Annotated in this window: 14 protein-coding genes; 5 read left to right on the plus strand and 9 right to left on the minus strand. The window is 46.9% G+C overall.

Annotated elements, in window-relative coordinates:
* Positions 1–27: 27 nt before the first annotated feature.
* The 4 genes from WC647_15730 to WC647_15745 form a co-directional block, all read right to left on the minus strand.
* Positions 28–1,155 (minus strand): potassium channel family protein, encoded by a 1,128-nt coding sequence (locus WC647_15730; protein ID MFA6223759.1) that lies wholly within the window; start codon positions 1,153–1,155, stop codon positions 28–30.
* Positions 1,156–1,195: 40 nt separating this feature from the next.
* Entirely contained in the window at positions 1,196–3,016 is a 1,821-nt protein-coding gene (locus WC647_15735) for an amidohydrolase (GenBank protein MFA6223760.1), read from the minus strand.
* 65 nt (positions 3,017–3,081) lie between these two features.
* Entirely contained in the window at positions 3,082–3,789 is a 708-nt protein-coding gene (locus WC647_15740; GenBank protein MFA6223761.1) for a hydrolase, read from the minus strand.
* Between the two features lie 263 nt (positions 3,790–4,052).
* Entirely contained in the window at positions 4,053–6,779 is a 2,727-nt protein-coding gene (locus WC647_15745; GenBank protein ID MFA6223762.1) for a response regulator, read from the minus strand.
* Positions 6,780–7,175: 396 nt separating this feature from the next.
* Between WC647_15745 and WC647_15750 the strand changes: the two genes are divergently transcribed.
* Positions 7,176–8,177: a hypothetical protein gene (locus WC647_15750; GenBank protein ID MFA6223763.1), complete on the plus strand. Its 1,002-nt coding sequence runs from the start codon at positions 7,176–7,178 to the stop codon at positions 8,175–8,177.
* Positions 8,178–8,771: 594 nt separating this feature from the next.
* On the opposite strand, the gene WC647_15755 is transcribed toward WC647_15750, so the two are convergent.
* Together WC647_15755 and WC647_15760 are read right to left on the minus strand one after the other, a co-directional pair.
* Positions 8,772–9,251 carry an Hsp20/alpha crystallin family protein gene (locus WC647_15755; GenBank protein ID MFA6223764.1) on the minus strand — a complete coding sequence of 160 codons (480 nt, stop codon included), beginning with the start codon at positions 9,249–9,251 and terminating at the stop codon, positions 8,772–8,774.
* Between the two features lie 191 nt (positions 9,252–9,442).
* Positions 9,443–9,625 (minus strand): hypothetical protein, encoded by a 183-nt coding sequence (locus WC647_15760; GenBank protein ID MFA6223765.1) that lies wholly within the window; start codon positions 9,623–9,625, stop codon positions 9,443–9,445.
* Positions 9,626–10,251: 626 nt separating this feature from the next.
* Here WC647_15760 and WC647_15765 point away from each other — a divergent pair.
* Together WC647_15765 and WC647_15770 are read left to right on the plus strand one after the other, a co-directional pair.
* Positions 10,252–10,791 carry an isoprenylcysteine carboxylmethyltransferase family protein gene (locus WC647_15765; protein ID MFA6223766.1) on the plus strand — a complete coding sequence of 180 codons (540 nt, stop codon included), beginning with the start codon at positions 10,252–10,254 and terminating at the stop codon, positions 10,789–10,791.
* 1,049 nt (positions 10,792–11,840) lie between these two features.
* A complete protein-coding gene (locus WC647_15770) occupies positions 11,841–12,170 on the plus strand; it encodes an STAS domain-containing protein (protein MFA6223767.1) in 330 nt (109 codons plus the stop codon).
* 198 nt (positions 12,171–12,368) lie between these two features.
* Here WC647_15770 and WC647_15775 read toward each other — a convergent pair whose 3' ends face one another.
* Positions 12,369–12,650: a hypothetical protein gene (locus WC647_15775; GenBank protein ID MFA6223768.1), complete on the minus strand. Its 282-nt coding sequence runs from the start codon at positions 12,648–12,650 to the stop codon at positions 12,369–12,371.
* Positions 12,651–13,036: 386 nt separating this feature from the next.
* On the opposite strand from WC647_15775, the gene WC647_15780 reads away from it, so the two are divergent.
* Together WC647_15780 and WC647_15785 are read left to right on the plus strand one after the other, a co-directional pair.
* Positions 13,037–13,324, plus strand: coding sequence for an integration host factor subunit alpha (locus WC647_15780; protein MFA6223769.1), 288 nt, complete (start codon positions 13,037–13,039; stop codon positions 13,322–13,324).
* A 264-nt stretch (positions 13,325–13,588) separates the two neighbouring features.
* A complete protein-coding gene (locus tag WC647_15785; GenBank protein MFA6223770.1) occupies positions 13,589–13,864 on the plus strand; it encodes a hypothetical protein in 276 nt (91 codons plus the stop codon).
* Positions 13,865–14,064: 200 nt separating this feature from the next.
* Here the strand turns inward: WC647_15785 and WC647_15790 are convergent, their stop codons facing one another.
* Entirely contained in the window at positions 14,065–14,967 is a 903-nt protein-coding gene (locus WC647_15790; protein MFA6223771.1) for a hypothetical protein, read from the minus strand.
* 33 nt (positions 14,968–15,000) lie between these two features.
* A complete protein-coding gene (locus tag WC647_15795; protein ID MFA6223772.1) occupies positions 15,001–15,567 on the minus strand; it encodes a helix-turn-helix domain-containing protein in 567 nt (188 codons plus the stop codon).
* Between the last annotated feature and the right edge of the window lie 448 nt (positions 15,568–16,015).

Raw genomic sequence — 16,015 nt, forward strand, 5'->3', positions numbered from 1 at the left:
CCATCATCGTACTCCTTTGTTTGTGACCTAGAAATGCCCTGTATCGCGTTTGCGAGATGAACGTGAACGCGGCCCCCATACACTCATCTGCCAGTTGTCACGATGCGCGACCTCATGCATCCAGGGTGGAAGGGTTATTCGAAAATACCTGGAAAGCGAGTAAATGTAGGGTTCATACATGTGGCGCAGCTCCGTAAGCTTTTGGTCGGCGGCGTCTCCTTCGCTAAGCTTCAAGCCGGAGGCCGCCAAAATAGATCGTAAATGGACCAGGCCGGTTGCAGAAAGCCGATTCCGGGCCGACTGGAGCGGCGGAGTGTGAAAAATTATTGCCAGGTCCACAACAGCGTGTCGCGCCATGGCAAAAGTCCGTTGGGCCTGACGCTGACAGGCCCCATCCACGCCGGTCACAACCAGCGAAGTAGTGTCCAGGATGGTTGTGAGAGCCGCAAGCCAGGACTGATTGTCATGCTGTGAACGAAAGTACGCAAGCACCGGATAAGACAGGTGGATCTCGAGGAACTCGGCTGACCAAAGCTCCCACTCGTGGAGAAGTTCCTGCAGCGCCTGCATTCCGTCAGTGTCCCGGTGTCGGAGTAAAAGTTCCGCTGCGGTCGGAGGTGAGCCGGCGCGTGCGTCCAGCAGGGAAATACCAACCTCTCGGCGGGAAAAGGATTGATTTAGTGGAGGCACATACCCGATGATCAAAGCCAGAAAAGCGAATCCCATTCCTCCTTCCAGGACAACGAGGAGTCTCGAGAGTGTAGTGCGAGGGGAAACATCCCCTAGCCCCAGAGTAAAAAAGGTCGTGCCACTCAGATAAAGGTCCGTAATAAAACTCTGCTGACCATCCGGGGTGTGGAGTCCTGCTCCTGAGGCCCACTGCAGACACCCGAAGCTGATTATAAGACTGAGCGCCCACACTCCTACCAGCGAGAGCAGCGAGAGAGGACCATAGAAGCTGAAGAAGCCTTCTCTACGCTTTGCTGAGAACAGAGATGAACCAATAGCGGAATAGGCTAGCCAGGTATACCGAAAAAAGAGACGGGTAAGGCGAAATCGGCGAGTTACACGTCGGGGAAGGATGATTGTTTCAAAAGCGTCCCATAGGACGAGTAGCAGGAGGCTCCCTCCGAGTAAGGCAACCAGGATTTTCATGTTCATCTCCAATCAGGGGCGTTAATCCTGATATTGGACGCTAGAAGGCGAAGCAATCACAGCCCAGGGCCCACAGACCGGAATCGCCAAGTATCCACCTGTGCGCATGTGTCCCAACCGCGTGGCTGTGGTCGCCTGTATGCGCCCCCGATTTCGTCTGCGTGGCTCCTGTTCCGGCGTACCCGCCGTAAGCTTTAACCGGCGACCAGTCGGGACTGACGGGCAGTGGCGGTGGCCCCAAGCGCTGGAACTCGTCCGCGGCGAACACAACACGGCCTCCGACGATGGTCAGTACCGATTCGAGCTGTTTGATCCGCTCTTCCGGTATCGAAAAGTAGTCGGAGGATAGAACACAAAGATCGGCCAATTGCCCCGGCGCGATTGAGCCTTTTTTGCTCTCCTCGGAGGAGAACCAACTGCTGCCGACTGTGTAGAGGCGAAGCGCTTCCATGCGGTCGAGCCGGTTGCTCTCGGGATAGAGCGCAGCGCCCCCAATGGTTTTGCCGGTGATGAGCCAGTACAGCGCGATGAAGGGGTTGTAGCTTGAGACCCTCGTTGCGTCTGTGCCCGCGCCGACCGGGACACCCAACTCGAGCATCCGCCTGATGGGCGGGGTTCGTTGCGCCTGTTTTTCTCCGTATCGATCGACGAAATATTCGCCCTGGAACGCCATCCGGTCTTGCACTGCGATGCCACCGCCTAGCGCCTTGACGCGCTCGATGTTATGGTCGGAGATCGTCTCACAATGGTCGAAAAACCAGTGAAGACCGTCGAATGGAACTTCGCGATTTACTTCTTCATATACTTTTAAGGCGCGCGAGATCGTCTCGTTGTACGTGGCGTGGAGGCGGAACGGCCAACGGTTCTCGGCGAGATGACGGATGACCTCCTTGAGTTCGGCCTCCATCACGGGTGGCATTTCCGGGCGTGGCTCAAGGAAGTCTTCGAAATCGGCCGCCGAGAAGACGAGCATCTCGCCGGCGCCGTTCATCCGGTAGAAGTCGTCGCCCAACCCGGGCCGTGTCATCTGCGTCCATCGCTGGAAGTCTGACAACTCCTGGTCGGGCTTTTGTGTGAACAGGTTGTATGCGAAGCGGACGGTTAACTCATCTCGCTTATGAAGTTCGTCGATGACCCCGTAGTCGTCCGGGTAATTCTGAAAACCGCCGCCGGCGTCGATGACGCTTGTAATGCCGAAGCGGTTGAGCTCGCGCATGAACTGACGGGTCGAGTTCATCTGGTCCTCGCGCGATAGCTTCGGCCCCATGGCTAGCGTGGAATACAGAATCATGGCGTTCGGGCGTGCTATGAGCAGCCCCGTGGGGGCGCCGCGTTTATCTCGCTGAATCTCGCCGCCAGGGGGCTCGGGAGTGTCCCTGGTATAACCGACGGCGCGCAATGCGGCCCCGTTAAGAATCGCCCGGTCATATAGATGCAGCACAAAAACCGGCGTGTCGGGAGCGACCCGGTTGATCTCATCCAAAGTCGGCATTCGGCGCTCCGCGAACTGGAACTCTGTCCACCCTCCGATCACCCGGACCCACTGCGGCGCCGGCGTCCTTGCCGCCTGATCCTTCAGCATGCGCAAAGCGTCCACTAACGATGGCGCTCCGTCCCAACGCAACTCCATGTTGTAGTTAAGCCCGCCTCGAATTGGATGCATGTGGGAGTCGTTCAGCCCAGGGATAACTGTTCTACCCCCGACGTCAATCACTTTCGTCGCGGGCCCACGCAGCCGTAGAATCTCATCACCGGTTCCGACGGCGCTGATCTTGCCGTCCTTGATAGCGATCGCTTCGACGAACGACGGTAAGCCATTTGTGGCTATCTTGGCGTTATGAAGTATGCTGTCGGGCTCCATGTGGGCCTCCTTTATCAATCTGTCGTTTGTTGGTAAAGGGTACTGACGATCCCACTCAGAGGCCGTTACTTGTGTCCAGTGGCCGCAGTCGGAACGATGTATTCAGGAAACTTCGTCGCCGGCGCCCCGTGAACCATCGTGTACGCATACTCCACCCCAACGCCGTACGCCCCGCAATGGTTCTTGACGATGTCCATGACAGCGTCATACGTGTCGCGTTCCGCCCAATCACGCTGCCACTCAAGCATCACGGAGAGGAAGGTTACGGGCGAGGCTCCGGCCTGAATCACTCGCTTCATGGCGTTTTCGTGAGCGAGAGCGCTAACGTCGCCGCAGCAATCTTCGACAACATAAACTTCATACCCGTCATGAAGGGCCTGCACAGTCGGAAGAGCCACACAGGTTTCAGTCCATAGTCCGGCCAATACGATCTTTTTCTTGCCGATCCTCTCAACAGCGGAAACAAAGTTCCTGTCGTCCCAGGAGTTCATAGTGGAACGTTCGATAGGCGTCTGGTCAGGGAAGACAGCCTGAATCTGAGGCCAGAGGTTCCCGCTGAAACTCTTGGTTTCAACCGTGGTGAGGATAACAGGGACATCGAAAACCTCAGCGGCTTTTGAGAGCGCGACGGTGTTGTTAATGATCGTTTGACGGTCAAAATTGGAAACGCCAAAGAGCATTTGAGGCTGGAAATCGATCAGGGCGACAACGCAGTTGTCAGGGGTTAACAGGCCTTTTTCGCTTCGTTTCGCTCGACCCTTGTTTTGGGACATAACGTTCTCCTTTTCGAAGTTAGTTAACGAACAGCGTAATTAGAAAAGTTCCGGAAGATGGCGTCCAATGGCGTCTTGGCGCTGAACACGGCTCCGCGATGTTTTCTGTTCCCCTTCGCCATTGTTACCACCCCTTTAATTTTGATTAATTTGGGTGAAGCTTATGCGTTTAAACAAGGTCTTGGTTTTCTAGACCATTAATGGCGCTATAATGTTTCAGCGCAATTTGTTTATTGAAAATGTTCTGCTTTGAGGGTTTTGCGCTAACTTATCATCTGGTTGTTCGGTGGGAGATTCTCCATAGCTTCGACGAGTTCTTTAACGTTGATGGGCTTTGATATATAACCGTCCATGCCCCCTTCGAGGCACCGTTCACGATCACCTGCCATGGCGTGCGCAGTCATGGCTATAACGTGAATATGTTTACCATCCTGAGACTTTTCTATTTTCCTGATTGCGGCAAGAGCTTCGAACCCATCCATCTCGGGCATTTGAATGTCCATCAATATTACGTCGAATTGATCCTTCAGAAAGGCTGCTAACGCAAGCCGACCGTTTTCCACCACCGTAACGCTGTGTCCCATCTTCTCCAGCAATCTGGTGGCTAATTTTTGATTGACAGGATTGTCCTCCGCAAGAAGAACTTTCAAACGTCTTTTACTTTCTCTGATCGCATGTCGGGTCAATAGCGAGGCGCTGGTTTTTCCGGAGCCGGTCTCGTGCAACGACGAGCAGACAATGTCGAACAATTCCGACTGCCGCACTGGTTTCATCAGATACGCGGCTATGCCCAGTTCGACACACCTGGCGGCATGGCCCCGTTCTCCGGCAGAGGTAAGCATGATCAGAATCGATTCTTTGAGATTCGGATCGCCTTTAATCTGTGCGGCCAACTCAAATCCATCAGTGTCGGGCATCATATAATCGATAAGAACTACAGGGTAGGGCGTACCTCTGTCGTAAGCGAGTTTCATCTCTACTAAAGCGGCGCCGGCGCCATCCACGGAAACTGGCTTCATGTTCCAGCTCGCCAGCATCTGCGTCAGCACGCGGCGGTTGGTAGCGTTGTCGTCAACCACGAGTACAGGAACATCCATCAGACTCGAAGATTCGAAGGAAATAAACATGCCCGAAGGTTGGGCCTGTAATCCCAGATTAACAGTGAAACGGAACACGCTACCCCGGCCAACATCACTTTGAACCCATATCGTCCCACCCATCATTCGGATAAGCTGAGTGGAAACGGCAAGGCCCAGTCCTGTCCCACCATATTCTCTCGTGGTGGAACCGTCGGCCTGCTCAAATGAGTCGAAAATCTTCTCCTGCTTGTGTACAGGAATTCCGATGCCCGTGTCTGTGATGGTGAACTGCAGACATATTTCAGAGTCGGTTTCCGATTCCAGTTGGGTACGAACCGATACCTCGCCCGTTTCGGTGAACTTGATAGCGTTCCCGACCAGATTCACAAGGATTTGTCGGAGACGCCCCGGATCTCCGGTTACATAATCCGGAACTTCGGCAGGGATCTCGTAAATCAGTTCGAGCCCCTTCTTGTGAGCGATGACCGCGAGAGTCGTCAGCGTGTTGGCTATGCAGTCCCTCAGGCTGAAATCGATTGGCACGAGTTCGAGTTTGCCCGCTTCGATCTTGGAAAAGTCCAGAATGTCGTTTATCAGGGTGAGCAGTGAGTCGGCCGATATCTTTGCCGTCTCCATGTACTCCCGCTGTTCTTCATTCAACTCAGTGCCTAAAGAGAGGTCTACCATACCAATGACACCGTTCAACGGTGTCCGGATTTGGTGGCTCATGTTAGCCAGGAACTGGCTTTTTGCCAGACTGGCCTTTTCGGCCGAGCTGCGGGCTTCGATAAGATCGGTAATGTCCACAAAGGACTCGACACAACCCACCGCAATTCCGGAATCGTTCTTGGTAATACTTGAGTTTTTCAATATGATTCGCTGATTGCCGTCCCTGGTTTTCAGCGTGCACTGCTGTCTGAACATCCGCTCTCTGGAATCAGGACCAAACAACGGACATACCCTGTCGCACGGCTCGCCCAATATAAAATCACAGGGTTTTCCCACCACATCTTCCTTGTCGAAACCGGTTATCCTTAACAATTCATCATTCACCCCTGTGATGATCCTGGCGGTGTCGATGGTGAATATGGCGGTAGCCGCGGTGTCCAGGAATTGGGCTTGCAGCTTGAAAGCGCTATGGAGCCTGACTTCAGCTTCTTTTCGCTCTGAGAACTGGTGTTTTATACTGCTGCGCCCGAGAGCCAGCCCCAGGATTCCCAGCAACCATATTCCCCCATACGCTATAGTTTCATTGCGTATCTGCGCGAACAAAGTTTTCTCGACAGGCTTCCACGGTGTTGATGTGCTTATTCCGCCAATAATATCCCCAACTTTATATCCCTGATTGATGTGACACTTTAGGCAATCCGGCTCCACTACATGCGGGAGCATGAGCCGTAAATATGTTTCATTACCGATGGGAGCGAGGGAAAACGCTTCCTTTTTCCCTCGCTCGAAATCCAGCAAAACCTCTCTTTCCCATTCGTCGGGCGCGTTCTCCGGTCTGAGCGGTTTGAGGCTTGTGGTATGCACTTTGTGGCCAAACTTCTTTTCTCCCAGTTCCTGGACCTGACGGGTCATGTAGGCGCCATTCATCAGGGTAAGCTGTTTCCCTGATGGCGTTATAATATCTCTTTCGGGAATATTGGCCAGGTAAGGATTCGGTGGGGTATCTGGGGTAACAGTGACGTAAACTCCACCGTGGCGCGCGGACCAACTACGGAAAACCAGTTCCTTGTTGTAGCTGTGGAACAGACCTGCGCGTGCGGTAGCCATTGCTGATGAATAGGCTGCGCGATACTGGAGCCCGGCGACAGCCAGGATGACTATGGTCCAGAATGCGGCTATCAGGAGGATAAACCGGTTTATACGTGTCTGCACATCGCCAACAACTTTGGTAGGAGAGTTCATCGTTTTTATCTCGCTCGATAATTTGTCATCTGCGGCTCGAGAGATCATAACTCCGTGTCGCAGCCTCACCGAGTGGAAATTCCGGGTGCGCGAAAACGCTTTCCCGCTCATGCCACCAATTTTGTGTAAAGATCATAGACGTGTTTAAGAACCATCGTCCAGGCCCCAAATAGGTACACGATTTCCATAACTAATGGCAAATTCTTTCTATCTGCTGGAACGCAAACAGGACGGGGTTTTCATGAAAAAGTCCGCGCTTCAAACAGTCATTTAGAATTTGGACGCCCCACATGGGATGCCGGAGTGTTATATAAGCAAGAAAATACTTTCAATTATTGCCAAAACTAGCTATAATAATATCAGTTTTTATTATTAATGAATTGCAGGGGTTGTGTCTTGACTAGATTCGTGACAACAATTGCAGCGGTAATTTTCTTCCTGACCTGTACAGCACTACCTCTTTACGCCCAGTGGATTCCCAGGCATTTTAATGCGGACGTATCCTTCCGTGTCGAATGTCTCTTTAGCAACCAGACACTCAGCAAATATGATGACCCAGTCCTCAGAACGCAGAACTACGGTAACCCTTCGCCTCCTCCCGGTGAAATAACGATAGGATTCGCAAACCCGATTGAGCGGCTACGAATCGACTACAATAACAATCTGCCAGTACTCGATGGGATGGTAGAGTTAACTCCTGTTCCATCAGTGTCAGCACGACTTAGAGGTTGTACGAGCGTTCTGGCTTCTGACAGGACGGTTACCCTAAGTAGTGGTCCAGTTCGTGTTATTACTGCTAATCCAAATACTCCATTTATTCCTGATTTCTTTGTTGGTTGGAGAGAACTCTCAGCATCAATTAAGCCTCAATTTTGGTTTTGGGAGGCTGCCGGACTATATAATCTGAGCTACGAAGGTTTTTACAGGTACAGTCTGGTTGGCGGCTTTCGTCAGGAATCATGGTCATACCAGCCATCCAACAATGATGCGACTAATTCGTATCTTAGGGATGATTTCACGTCCCAGATTCCTTTTATAGGTATGCAAACGGTTATGAATGGGCCGTGTTGGAAGGCTCGGTTTGAGGCGCTTGGCTCGCCTTTCATGACAAAGAAAGTTGCCCACACAGCGCGAGACCAAGTGGATTACATCCAACTGGACGGCTCTCTGACGCAGGGTGGGTTCATAGAATTGCAGATAGATGGCAATATAAATGTTACCCCCAACGGTTTGATGGGAGTCTATGCTCAGTATTCTTACGAGCAACTAAAAGGAGAACTGACCGGAACCAGTAAAGATGGCGATAGGCTCCGTAATGATTACTTGACGACATCGTACAATTTTTACACCCTTAAAAGTATCTGGACTCTAGGCTTAAGCGGTAGCATCCTGTTTTAGAGCCGAGATCAAACGCTACTTGTGGCGAATATGAAGCTGATCCGGTTTTCATTCGTTCCTCTTTTGGTTTTTCTAACAAAACTTTTCCTATTGTAGTGGCAAGTCCTTAATTGTACCCGTACATTATAGATATTTATAAAACTCGAAAAGATTTACCATAAGATGAAAGTAATATTGGTTCACTGGTCATTTTGAATCACCTTTGTAACCAAGGTCAAGGACACTAATTAATCACTAGATAACTATTCTATATCAAATTACACAGCAAATACCTTCTAATCAAACCATTATTCTTTCCATATTCTATTACTCTTGTAACTATATTTGTATCATAAAGTGTTTCGAGGCTACAACGCTACCTGGGCGATGATGTGGTTTAGATAAGGAGAGAAGTTATTGGAAGTGAATGTAATAGCGTGTGGTGTTGGCCTGAGATAGTAAAATAACGATGAGTTTATAAGCCCAGAACATGAATCAGTCAGATTAATGAACGTCCTCATCTGCACAAAACTGTCAAATAACGCTCACTTCTTCTTCATAATTGCTTGAAATCGATTTATGAGGGAGGCGAGAACATTGCCTGAGCCTCCTTTCTTAAATCGATTTAATATCAATCTTGATTGAGCGTTTCTTGCTTGATTCAGCCTTGGGTAGTTTCAGGTTCAACACCCCATCTTTAAAAGTAGCCTCTATTTGGTCCTCTTTGACTTCACCAGACAGGGTTACGGAACGTGAGAAACTACCAAAAGACCTTTCAATTCTATGCATATTCGCTGTCTTTTCTCCACGCTCTTCCTTCTTTTCACCCTTGACTGTAAGTATTGACCCCGTTAGGTTAACTTCAACTTCTTTCGGGTCTACCCCAGGCAATTCTGCTTTAACAATTATGTCTTCGTCAGTCTCGTAAACATCAAATGAGGGGGTAAAACCACGAGTAAAGTGAAATGCAGGCAACCACCTCGAACTGCCATAGGCTCGGTTGAATAGGTCGTTGCCCTTCTTTTTGAATTCGGTAAGCATATTATCAGGACCGCTCTGCCCCTCTTTCCATCTCCACGGAATTAGAGTACGCATTTTTTAATGTCCTCCTTTTGAGATGGTCGGGTAACTTCCTCACATGTCGAACCATAAGGATATGCATTAATGGTAGAAAAAATAACACCGGCTAAGCTCATAAACTAGTCTAAACTAATCAAAATAAAAGTCACCTTCAATTGTACCAAACCAACAGGCCATTGTTTTCTTTAGATAGTTTCGCTTCAGCTTCAGTTGGAGGTTCTTCTGTGGTCCGTTTCTTTCCTTTCATGTATTTCCAGTTTAAGGTCCTGCTTAAATTTGGCGTTTGCTTTTAATAATAACAATTCAGCCACCTCTTTGTCATACACAAGGAACACGGGTCCATTTGGGGGATGAATCACATAAAGTGTTTCTTTTACTGATTCTGCCATGGTCGTTTCACCTCCCTCAGTAATATTTAGACAAAATTTGAGAGAAAAAGTTTTTGGCTGCGCAAGATTTTTTTAGAGATTTATCCAATTTTAAACCGACGGATACATCAGCATAAAATCCCCAATATAAACGTCTTCATCTTTGCCATTAACTGTGAATCTTACAAATGGACCTATTTCTAACAATTTGGTGGGAGACCGATTGGTATAGACTTCAAAAACTTACCAGCAGATGAAGCTACAAATGTTTCACTGCTCATCTGGATTACTCCTGCAACTAAGTTCAAACGCTTAAATGACAAAGATATGACTATTTTGTATTATTACATACCAGAAATGAGATATAAATACTACCATTATTATAACCATGTTGTATATGGTGTATAACTACATTGGCATAATCGACTATTTCCAGCCTAGAACGCAACCTGGATGATGATGTGATTTAGACAAGAGGCCATAGGGTAATAGTAAAATCGAGAGGTATTGACCTGGGAGGGGGAATTTGAGATTGGTGTTTTAAGCGTTAACCCAAGGACAGGATTGAGAATATTTTGGAGAAACCATTTCGGTTTGATAATTTTAATTCATGGAGTCAAAAAGCATCTGCTAGGGAGAGTTTTACTATGCTTAATAATCTAGTTGACAAAATGGTTGAAGCCTCTGGAAAACCAAGGTCCTTAATCTACAAATCAGTCGTTATAATAGTTGGGGCCTCTCTCTTTGTCGTCATAATTCCTCTTCTTCTCTTACTAGCCAGTTGCGGAATTGAAGAATACTTGCTAACCCATCGGCTAAGAATATTGCAGGTTATCTTTGGGTTCCTGTGCCTAGCTTATGGATTCTTTCTATTAGCCTGGTCCGTTGTTTCTGAGGTTAAAACAGGAAAGGGAACTCCGGTTCCTATTGCTCCTACTCAAAAACTAATTATAGATGGTCCTTACCGAAAACGCCGGAATCCAATGCTACTTGGAGCAGTAATTTATTGTTTGGGTGTGGGGACTATTTTAGAGTCCATCACCATTGGGTTGCTTATGTCTTTTCTAATTCTCATTCTCGGAACTTGCTACAGTAAATTTATTGAAGAAAAAGAATTGCGGAAGAGGTTTGGACAGGAATATGAAGAATATAGAGAGAAAACACCATTTCTGATTTCTAATTTTTGATAACGAGTTAATTATAAATTTTGGCGGTAGAGACTTGAACTTATAAATCGAGTTTAATTGTGAATTACAGTTATCTTCTCGCTCTTTTTAAAAATTTCACGAGCTAGATTGGCTAATTCGATTTGTCTTTGAACGTCCTAGTTCCAAAGAGGCAATTTGAGAAACCACTTTGATAGCGCATTCCTTGCAGATGCCGTGAGTGACTGCCTGTTTATCCTCTAAATTGGATTTTACATAACCGAGTTCTTTCTTACACCAAGAGCAAACACGTTTCATTATGTTAATAATCTCCTTTATAGTTTTCCTCATAACTTAATACCGAAACAACGTACATCTATTTGTTTTTATATTATGATTTGTTGTAAATGTCCAGACAAACGAGTCCGCCTTGTATCATCGCATACGAGTGCGGATTCATTTTGTTCGCTTAATCTTCCGCTTAATCCGAAGGCATAAACCCACCAGCGTTTCCCCTAGCCGGTGTTTTGAACAACCTTATGTGTTCCTATATTTCCCGCCCTGTAAATCACATGATTTCCTAATCAATATCTCACCAATTTCTAGTTTGACCTGTGATTAGCTCGAAAGTAGAGTGAGCGAACAATCCCTCACTCACAACAAACCCACCGTCCTTTGCTCCCTTTCGGTGGGTTTGGTTTATCTCCGCCATCATTTGCCATCGAGCGGATTGTGAGGCATTGTTTTTTCTTAGACATTTCCGTTTCAACGAGTTGTTTTGGTATTCTGGAAGGTATATCAAACTCCAATTTATGCCTGATCATGTTTGAATGGTGCCTTTCCTTACCCAAAATTAAAGTTGACACAATGGGCGGGGAATCGCCATAATCAAGGTTCCTTGGTAAAGGAATGGTAAGCATTAGAGTCCGCCTTGTATCATCTCATGGGAGTGCGGATTCACTTTGTAAGGTTATTGGGAAGGCATACCACCGGCTTGCCCGCTACCTAAGCCAGTGTTCTGATAAACCTGTGCCTTTATTTATTCCTTTGTTTTTCTGCCCCTTTTGCCTGTGGGTTGCCAGTTTTGAAAAATGAATGTCGAACATATAGATGGAGTAACAATTATAAGCACGGAAGACAGATTGGATAGCCTTGATGGTCCAAAACTGAAGGATGTAATAAAGGGGTTGGCTCAAAAACCGGGCCTCAAGGTGGTCATAGACATGGGAAATACCTTATTTCTTGACAGTTCCGGTTGCGGTGGGCTTGTGTCATCCCTAAATACTCTACTTAATAATAATGGAGAAATGAAAATTGCCCGACCTACCCCCAGAGTTATAGAGATTTTACAGCTAACCCGGCTTCATAGAGTGTTCCAAATTTACGATTCCATTGAAAGTGCCATAAAGTCATTCCATTGACCAACATAGATGGCCTTCGGTAACACTCAGAGCCATATGAGCCAAGGGATTAGTACAAAATAAAAGCCCTGACGGGGGGATGCCAAGGCTCACAGGTAAATCTCTAAAACAGAATTTACCCCAAACTATTTCTACCAATATGAATGGAAACCGAAATATCGAAAAACAGTTTCATTTCTCTAATTTACTGCCGTCTATTTAAGGTTGTACTATCATTTTCTTTTTTAAAGTAGCCGTCATTTTCATTGCTCTAAAAGCGGGACGGTTTCCATAGATATCTTTATTAGCTCTTAACTTTGCCACCTGAGTAGCGGCTTCCCCTTCAGTAGCATGTGTAGACACTACTTCCAATGGTTTTCCTCTACCAGCATCTAATGAATCAACAGAAACTACCCCCCAAGATAAATTAGGGTCTATATTGACTTCAGTTATTTTGGTTAACTTTTTTGCTCTTTTCAAATATTTTTTTGCTAAACTCATTTTAAAAACCCCGTTTTCTTAGCTACTCCTACACGACAAGCGGTTTTTTCCTGGATACGCATTTTGGCTCCAATGGCAAACCTCTAGCTTTTAACCAGATATTAAAAGACATATATACTATATCTATTTCTGGAGAAAAAGTGATTATTTTTTTCACCAGAAACGATAGTGGAAAATGTTGATGAGAGGGATGGTTAACTTTTTGAAAAGATAGTGGAAAGCTGAGGTCGTACACTTTATTGGCTCCTATGACACTAAGTTTGTCTAAGATGAAAGATTTTGATTTCCGAAATGTGATGTTTCTAAAATGTCTTGTATTTGCTGTTGATGGTGTTTAAACTTATTTAAATATTATTCTTTGTTATTAACTACTTGGGATGGTGTCTATGGCGTTGACCAAAATGGATATTGCAACAAAGATAGCGGATGATTGTGGTTTCTCGAAAGGAGAGGCCCTTCAGATTGTGGACAAACTCCTTGATATGATAAAAAATTCCTTGATACAGGGGGAAGATGTCATGATTTCGGGATTTGGCAAATGGGCTGTTAAGGCAAAGAAACCTCGTAAAGGCCGTAATCCTTTTACAGGAGCGACGTTAATCCTAGATGCTCGTACTGTCATTACATGGAAATACTCACCGGTTCTTAAAAAATCTGTAAATATACCCTCCTAGTTCATCTGTTTACATGTCAGACTCTAACTGGCGGAAAAGCATTTTATCCACAGCATTTCAGGACTATAGACAGTTAAGAGACTTGGATTGATTTATACCCCAAGAGATTAGTACAAAATAAAAGCCTTGACGGGGGGATGCCAAGGCTCAGAGGCAAATCTCCATGAGAGAATTCACCCCAAACTGTTATCTAAGCATATTAATGGCGAAGTTAAATACCAGGGACAAATAAAAGTGTCAAGTCATATTTGTAGGAGCTAGCAAATGATAATCATCTGCATACGTACCTCCCCCTCAATTCCAGACACTGCATTGGAATATGAAGTCGATGTAGGTTTAGCATGGAAGCTTTTAGAAAACTGGAAAGTTGAAGCGATAGTTTGCAGATGGCAGCCTGGAAAGTGGTTCAGCTACGCCTGTGTCGACAAGAGTGTTCCTGCCTGGAGAACCCCAACAGCATCAAATAATTATGGCACAAATCCTGGCAGGAGTATTGACGCGATCATGGGCGTTCGAGTTGACCTAACTTCAAATTTTTAGTGTGTGGCCTGAGTTGGCGCCAGATCAGACTTTTCCGATAAGGATATCCGTGATCACTGATGTTGCTATATTCAATATATTCCTGAACATTGGAGAGCCCTCCTACGATCTGATCAAAAGCGATGTCCCAGTATCGTCATAATTATATACAAGCGCTATAGATACAAGAAAATGTCTGATGGCGATTCCCAGGAGGGGGATCAGTAATACAGGCCAATCTGGAAGAAAGGACCCTGCCATTGGGCATGCGTTGATACGTAATCATTGAATTCAGCGTCCAGCGTGACGGATTTGAAACCGGCTTCTATTCCTAAAGAGAATGTGGAGAGCCCGAAGGCGCTGGCGTCCCAAACAGCAGGTCTCGCCCCGGCCGCCACTTCCCATTCGAACATTCTGGATTCATGCTCTATGCCCCAGATCTTGTTCCAGTACGGAAAAGCGAATAAGATCTTGCCCTGGACCGTTAATGGCACTTCCCTGAAGCGGGCCGGTATGGCGAATATATGAAGACCGAGACTTGCAGGACCGCTAGTAGTGTGAAAATAGTCTCTCTCATTATCGTCGACATTTACTCTTCCCCTGTTTACAAGAAAAGACACCCCGCTGAAATTATATTCGAAGTCAATGCCGGCACGCAGAAATGGATATCGAATTACGTCGAGGCTAAGCCCCGCCCTCGAAGAGCTTAAGTCAAGCTCTGAAATCCTAGTAAGACCGTTATCATTTGGATTAAAAAAGGCCCCTCGAAAAATCAGGTCTTCGTCAACAGTCAGTCTCAGGCCCAAGCGATCCACCTGCAGTTGGAACATAAAGGAGTTGAATGGCTCAGGCTGCGGATCAAAATTGTGCAGGTCCGAAGATAAGAGGTCGAACTCCTTAAGCTGGCCGCCGCTAGGGCGCTTCAGATATCCTGAAACCAACCTCGGGGCGAAATATCGATATCTCATCGTTGCACGATAGTCCGACCAGTCCCACCAGGTCCCTGATGAGAACCACGAAGAAAGATCCTGACTATGAGATGGAGTGGCTGAAAGGGTGAGACAAAGGACCACAAAGAGCGCCAACGGAAGAACAATGCTTACCATATTTAATTTCGGCTTCATTGACACTCCCCCAGGACTTGCGTCCAGGGATTCTTAGGCAACCGCGCCTAACGGTCCGGTTATCGCCTGAAGGACCTGCCCGGCCCTTAAAATATTCTTGGCTGCTAGAATATCTCTGTCCATTACAAGACCGTAATCATGGACATACTGACGTGCCGTCTCTGTGATGAAATCTTTCCGCTGATTAGTGATCTTCTCGTGGCATTTAGCGACTGCAAGTTGTGCTTTCTTCCTATTTGAGACGGAGCGCTTAACCGTTACGGTCTTTATGTTACCCTCGATAGGTCGGGATAGTTGTAATTTCAATCTCCCAATTTTTTTGATGACAACGTTACGGCCATCTAGAGACCACCATTGTGTGTCGGGAAAGGTAAAAGAGTCGTAGCGATCACTACCTTTGTATTGTGGAAACTCAGCCTTTAAAACAACTAACTCGCTTGACTGTTTGACCCAATCTACACGCTTGCCACATCTCTCCCAAGCGTCTCTACGTTGCTCTATGCAAGCGTTATATAGATCCCTACAGAGCGACAACCAATCGTTTAGTCTTTTTTCCGTTGATGGGCTGAGTTCCGCTCTATATTGAAAGGTCTTACGCATGGGACATCCAGTTGATTCTCAAACATCTTTGCTTTTAACACCAGTGGGGGTCGCCACCGCTTGACACAAAATATGAGTTGATCCACAGGCTATGAGCCGACACTATATAGTAAATTTGCTAAAAGAGTCAAGGAATTAGTCTGGATGCGGACCAACCAGCCAATACCCTCCGAATTCTTTGGGGCTGCGTCTGCCATACCGAAAATCAATTCATCAAAGGAGTATTTTATAATGTTTCAGCCCAATCTGGACGAAAACTGAGAGAAAAAATTGTTAGTTGCCCGACGGGAGTCATAATATGAACCCCGGAACATGGACGAGGGATATGCATGAGCGTCCAACTGACAACGATCGAAGGCAAACAGCGCAGGACCAGAGTCAAAACCAAAACTATTACATGCAACTGGACGGCTCTCTGACAGAGGGTGGATTCCTCGACCCCGTTTGT

It is taken from the genome of Desulfomonilaceae bacterium, assembly GCA_041662605.1.
Taxonomy (GTDB): Bacteria; Desulfobacterota; Desulfomonilia; order Desulfomonilales; family Desulfomonilaceae; genus CAJBEZ01.

Bases quoted from the DNA above. Each gene is read 5' to 3' on its own strand.
- WC647_15730 (MFA6223759.1), bottom strand. From the start codon at position 1,155: ATGAAAATCCTGGTTGCCTTACTCGGAGGGAGCCTCCTGCTACTCGTC.
- WC647_15735 (MFA6223760.1), bottom strand. From the start codon at position 3,016: ATGGAGCCCGACAGCATACTTCATAACGCCAAGATAGCCACAAATGGC.
- WC647_15740 (MFA6223761.1), bottom strand. From the start codon at position 3,789: ATGTCCCAAAACAAGGGTCGAGCGAAACGAAGCGAAAAAGGCCTGTTA.
- WC647_15745 (MFA6223762.1), bottom strand. From the start codon at position 6,779: ATGAACTCTCCTACCAAAGTTGTTGGCGATGTGCAGACACGTATAAAC.
- WC647_15755 (MFA6223764.1), bottom strand. From the start codon at position 9,251: ATGCGTACTCTAATTCCGTGGAGATGGAAAGAGGGGCAGAGCGGTCCT.
- WC647_15760 (MFA6223765.1), bottom strand. From the start codon at position 9,625: ATGGCAGAATCAGTAAAAGAAACACTTTATGTGATTCATCCCCCAAAT.
- WC647_15765 (MFA6223766.1), top strand. From the start codon at position 10,252: ATGCTTAATAATCTAGTTGACAAAATGGTTGAAGCCTCTGGAAAACCA.
- WC647_15770 (MFA6223767.1), top strand. From the start codon at position 11,841: ATGAATGTCGAACATATAGATGGAGTAACAATTATAAGCACGGAAGAC.
- WC647_15775 (MFA6223768.1), bottom strand. From the start codon at position 12,650: ATGAGTTTAGCAAAAAAATATTTGAAAAGAGCAAAAAAGTTAACCAAA.
- WC647_15780 (MFA6223769.1), top strand. From the start codon at position 13,037: ATGGCGTTGACCAAAATGGATATTGCAACAAAGATAGCGGATGATTGT.
- WC647_15785 (MFA6223770.1), top strand. From the start codon at position 13,589: ATGATAATCATCTGCATACGTACCTCCCCCTCAATTCCAGACACTGCA.
- WC647_15790 (MFA6223771.1), bottom strand. From the start codon at position 14,967: ATGAAGCCGAAATTAAATATGGTAAGCATTGTTCTTCCGTTGGCGCTC.
- WC647_15795 (MFA6223772.1), bottom strand. From the start codon at position 15,567: ATGCGTAAGACCTTTCAATATAGAGCGGAACTCAGCCCATCAACGGAA.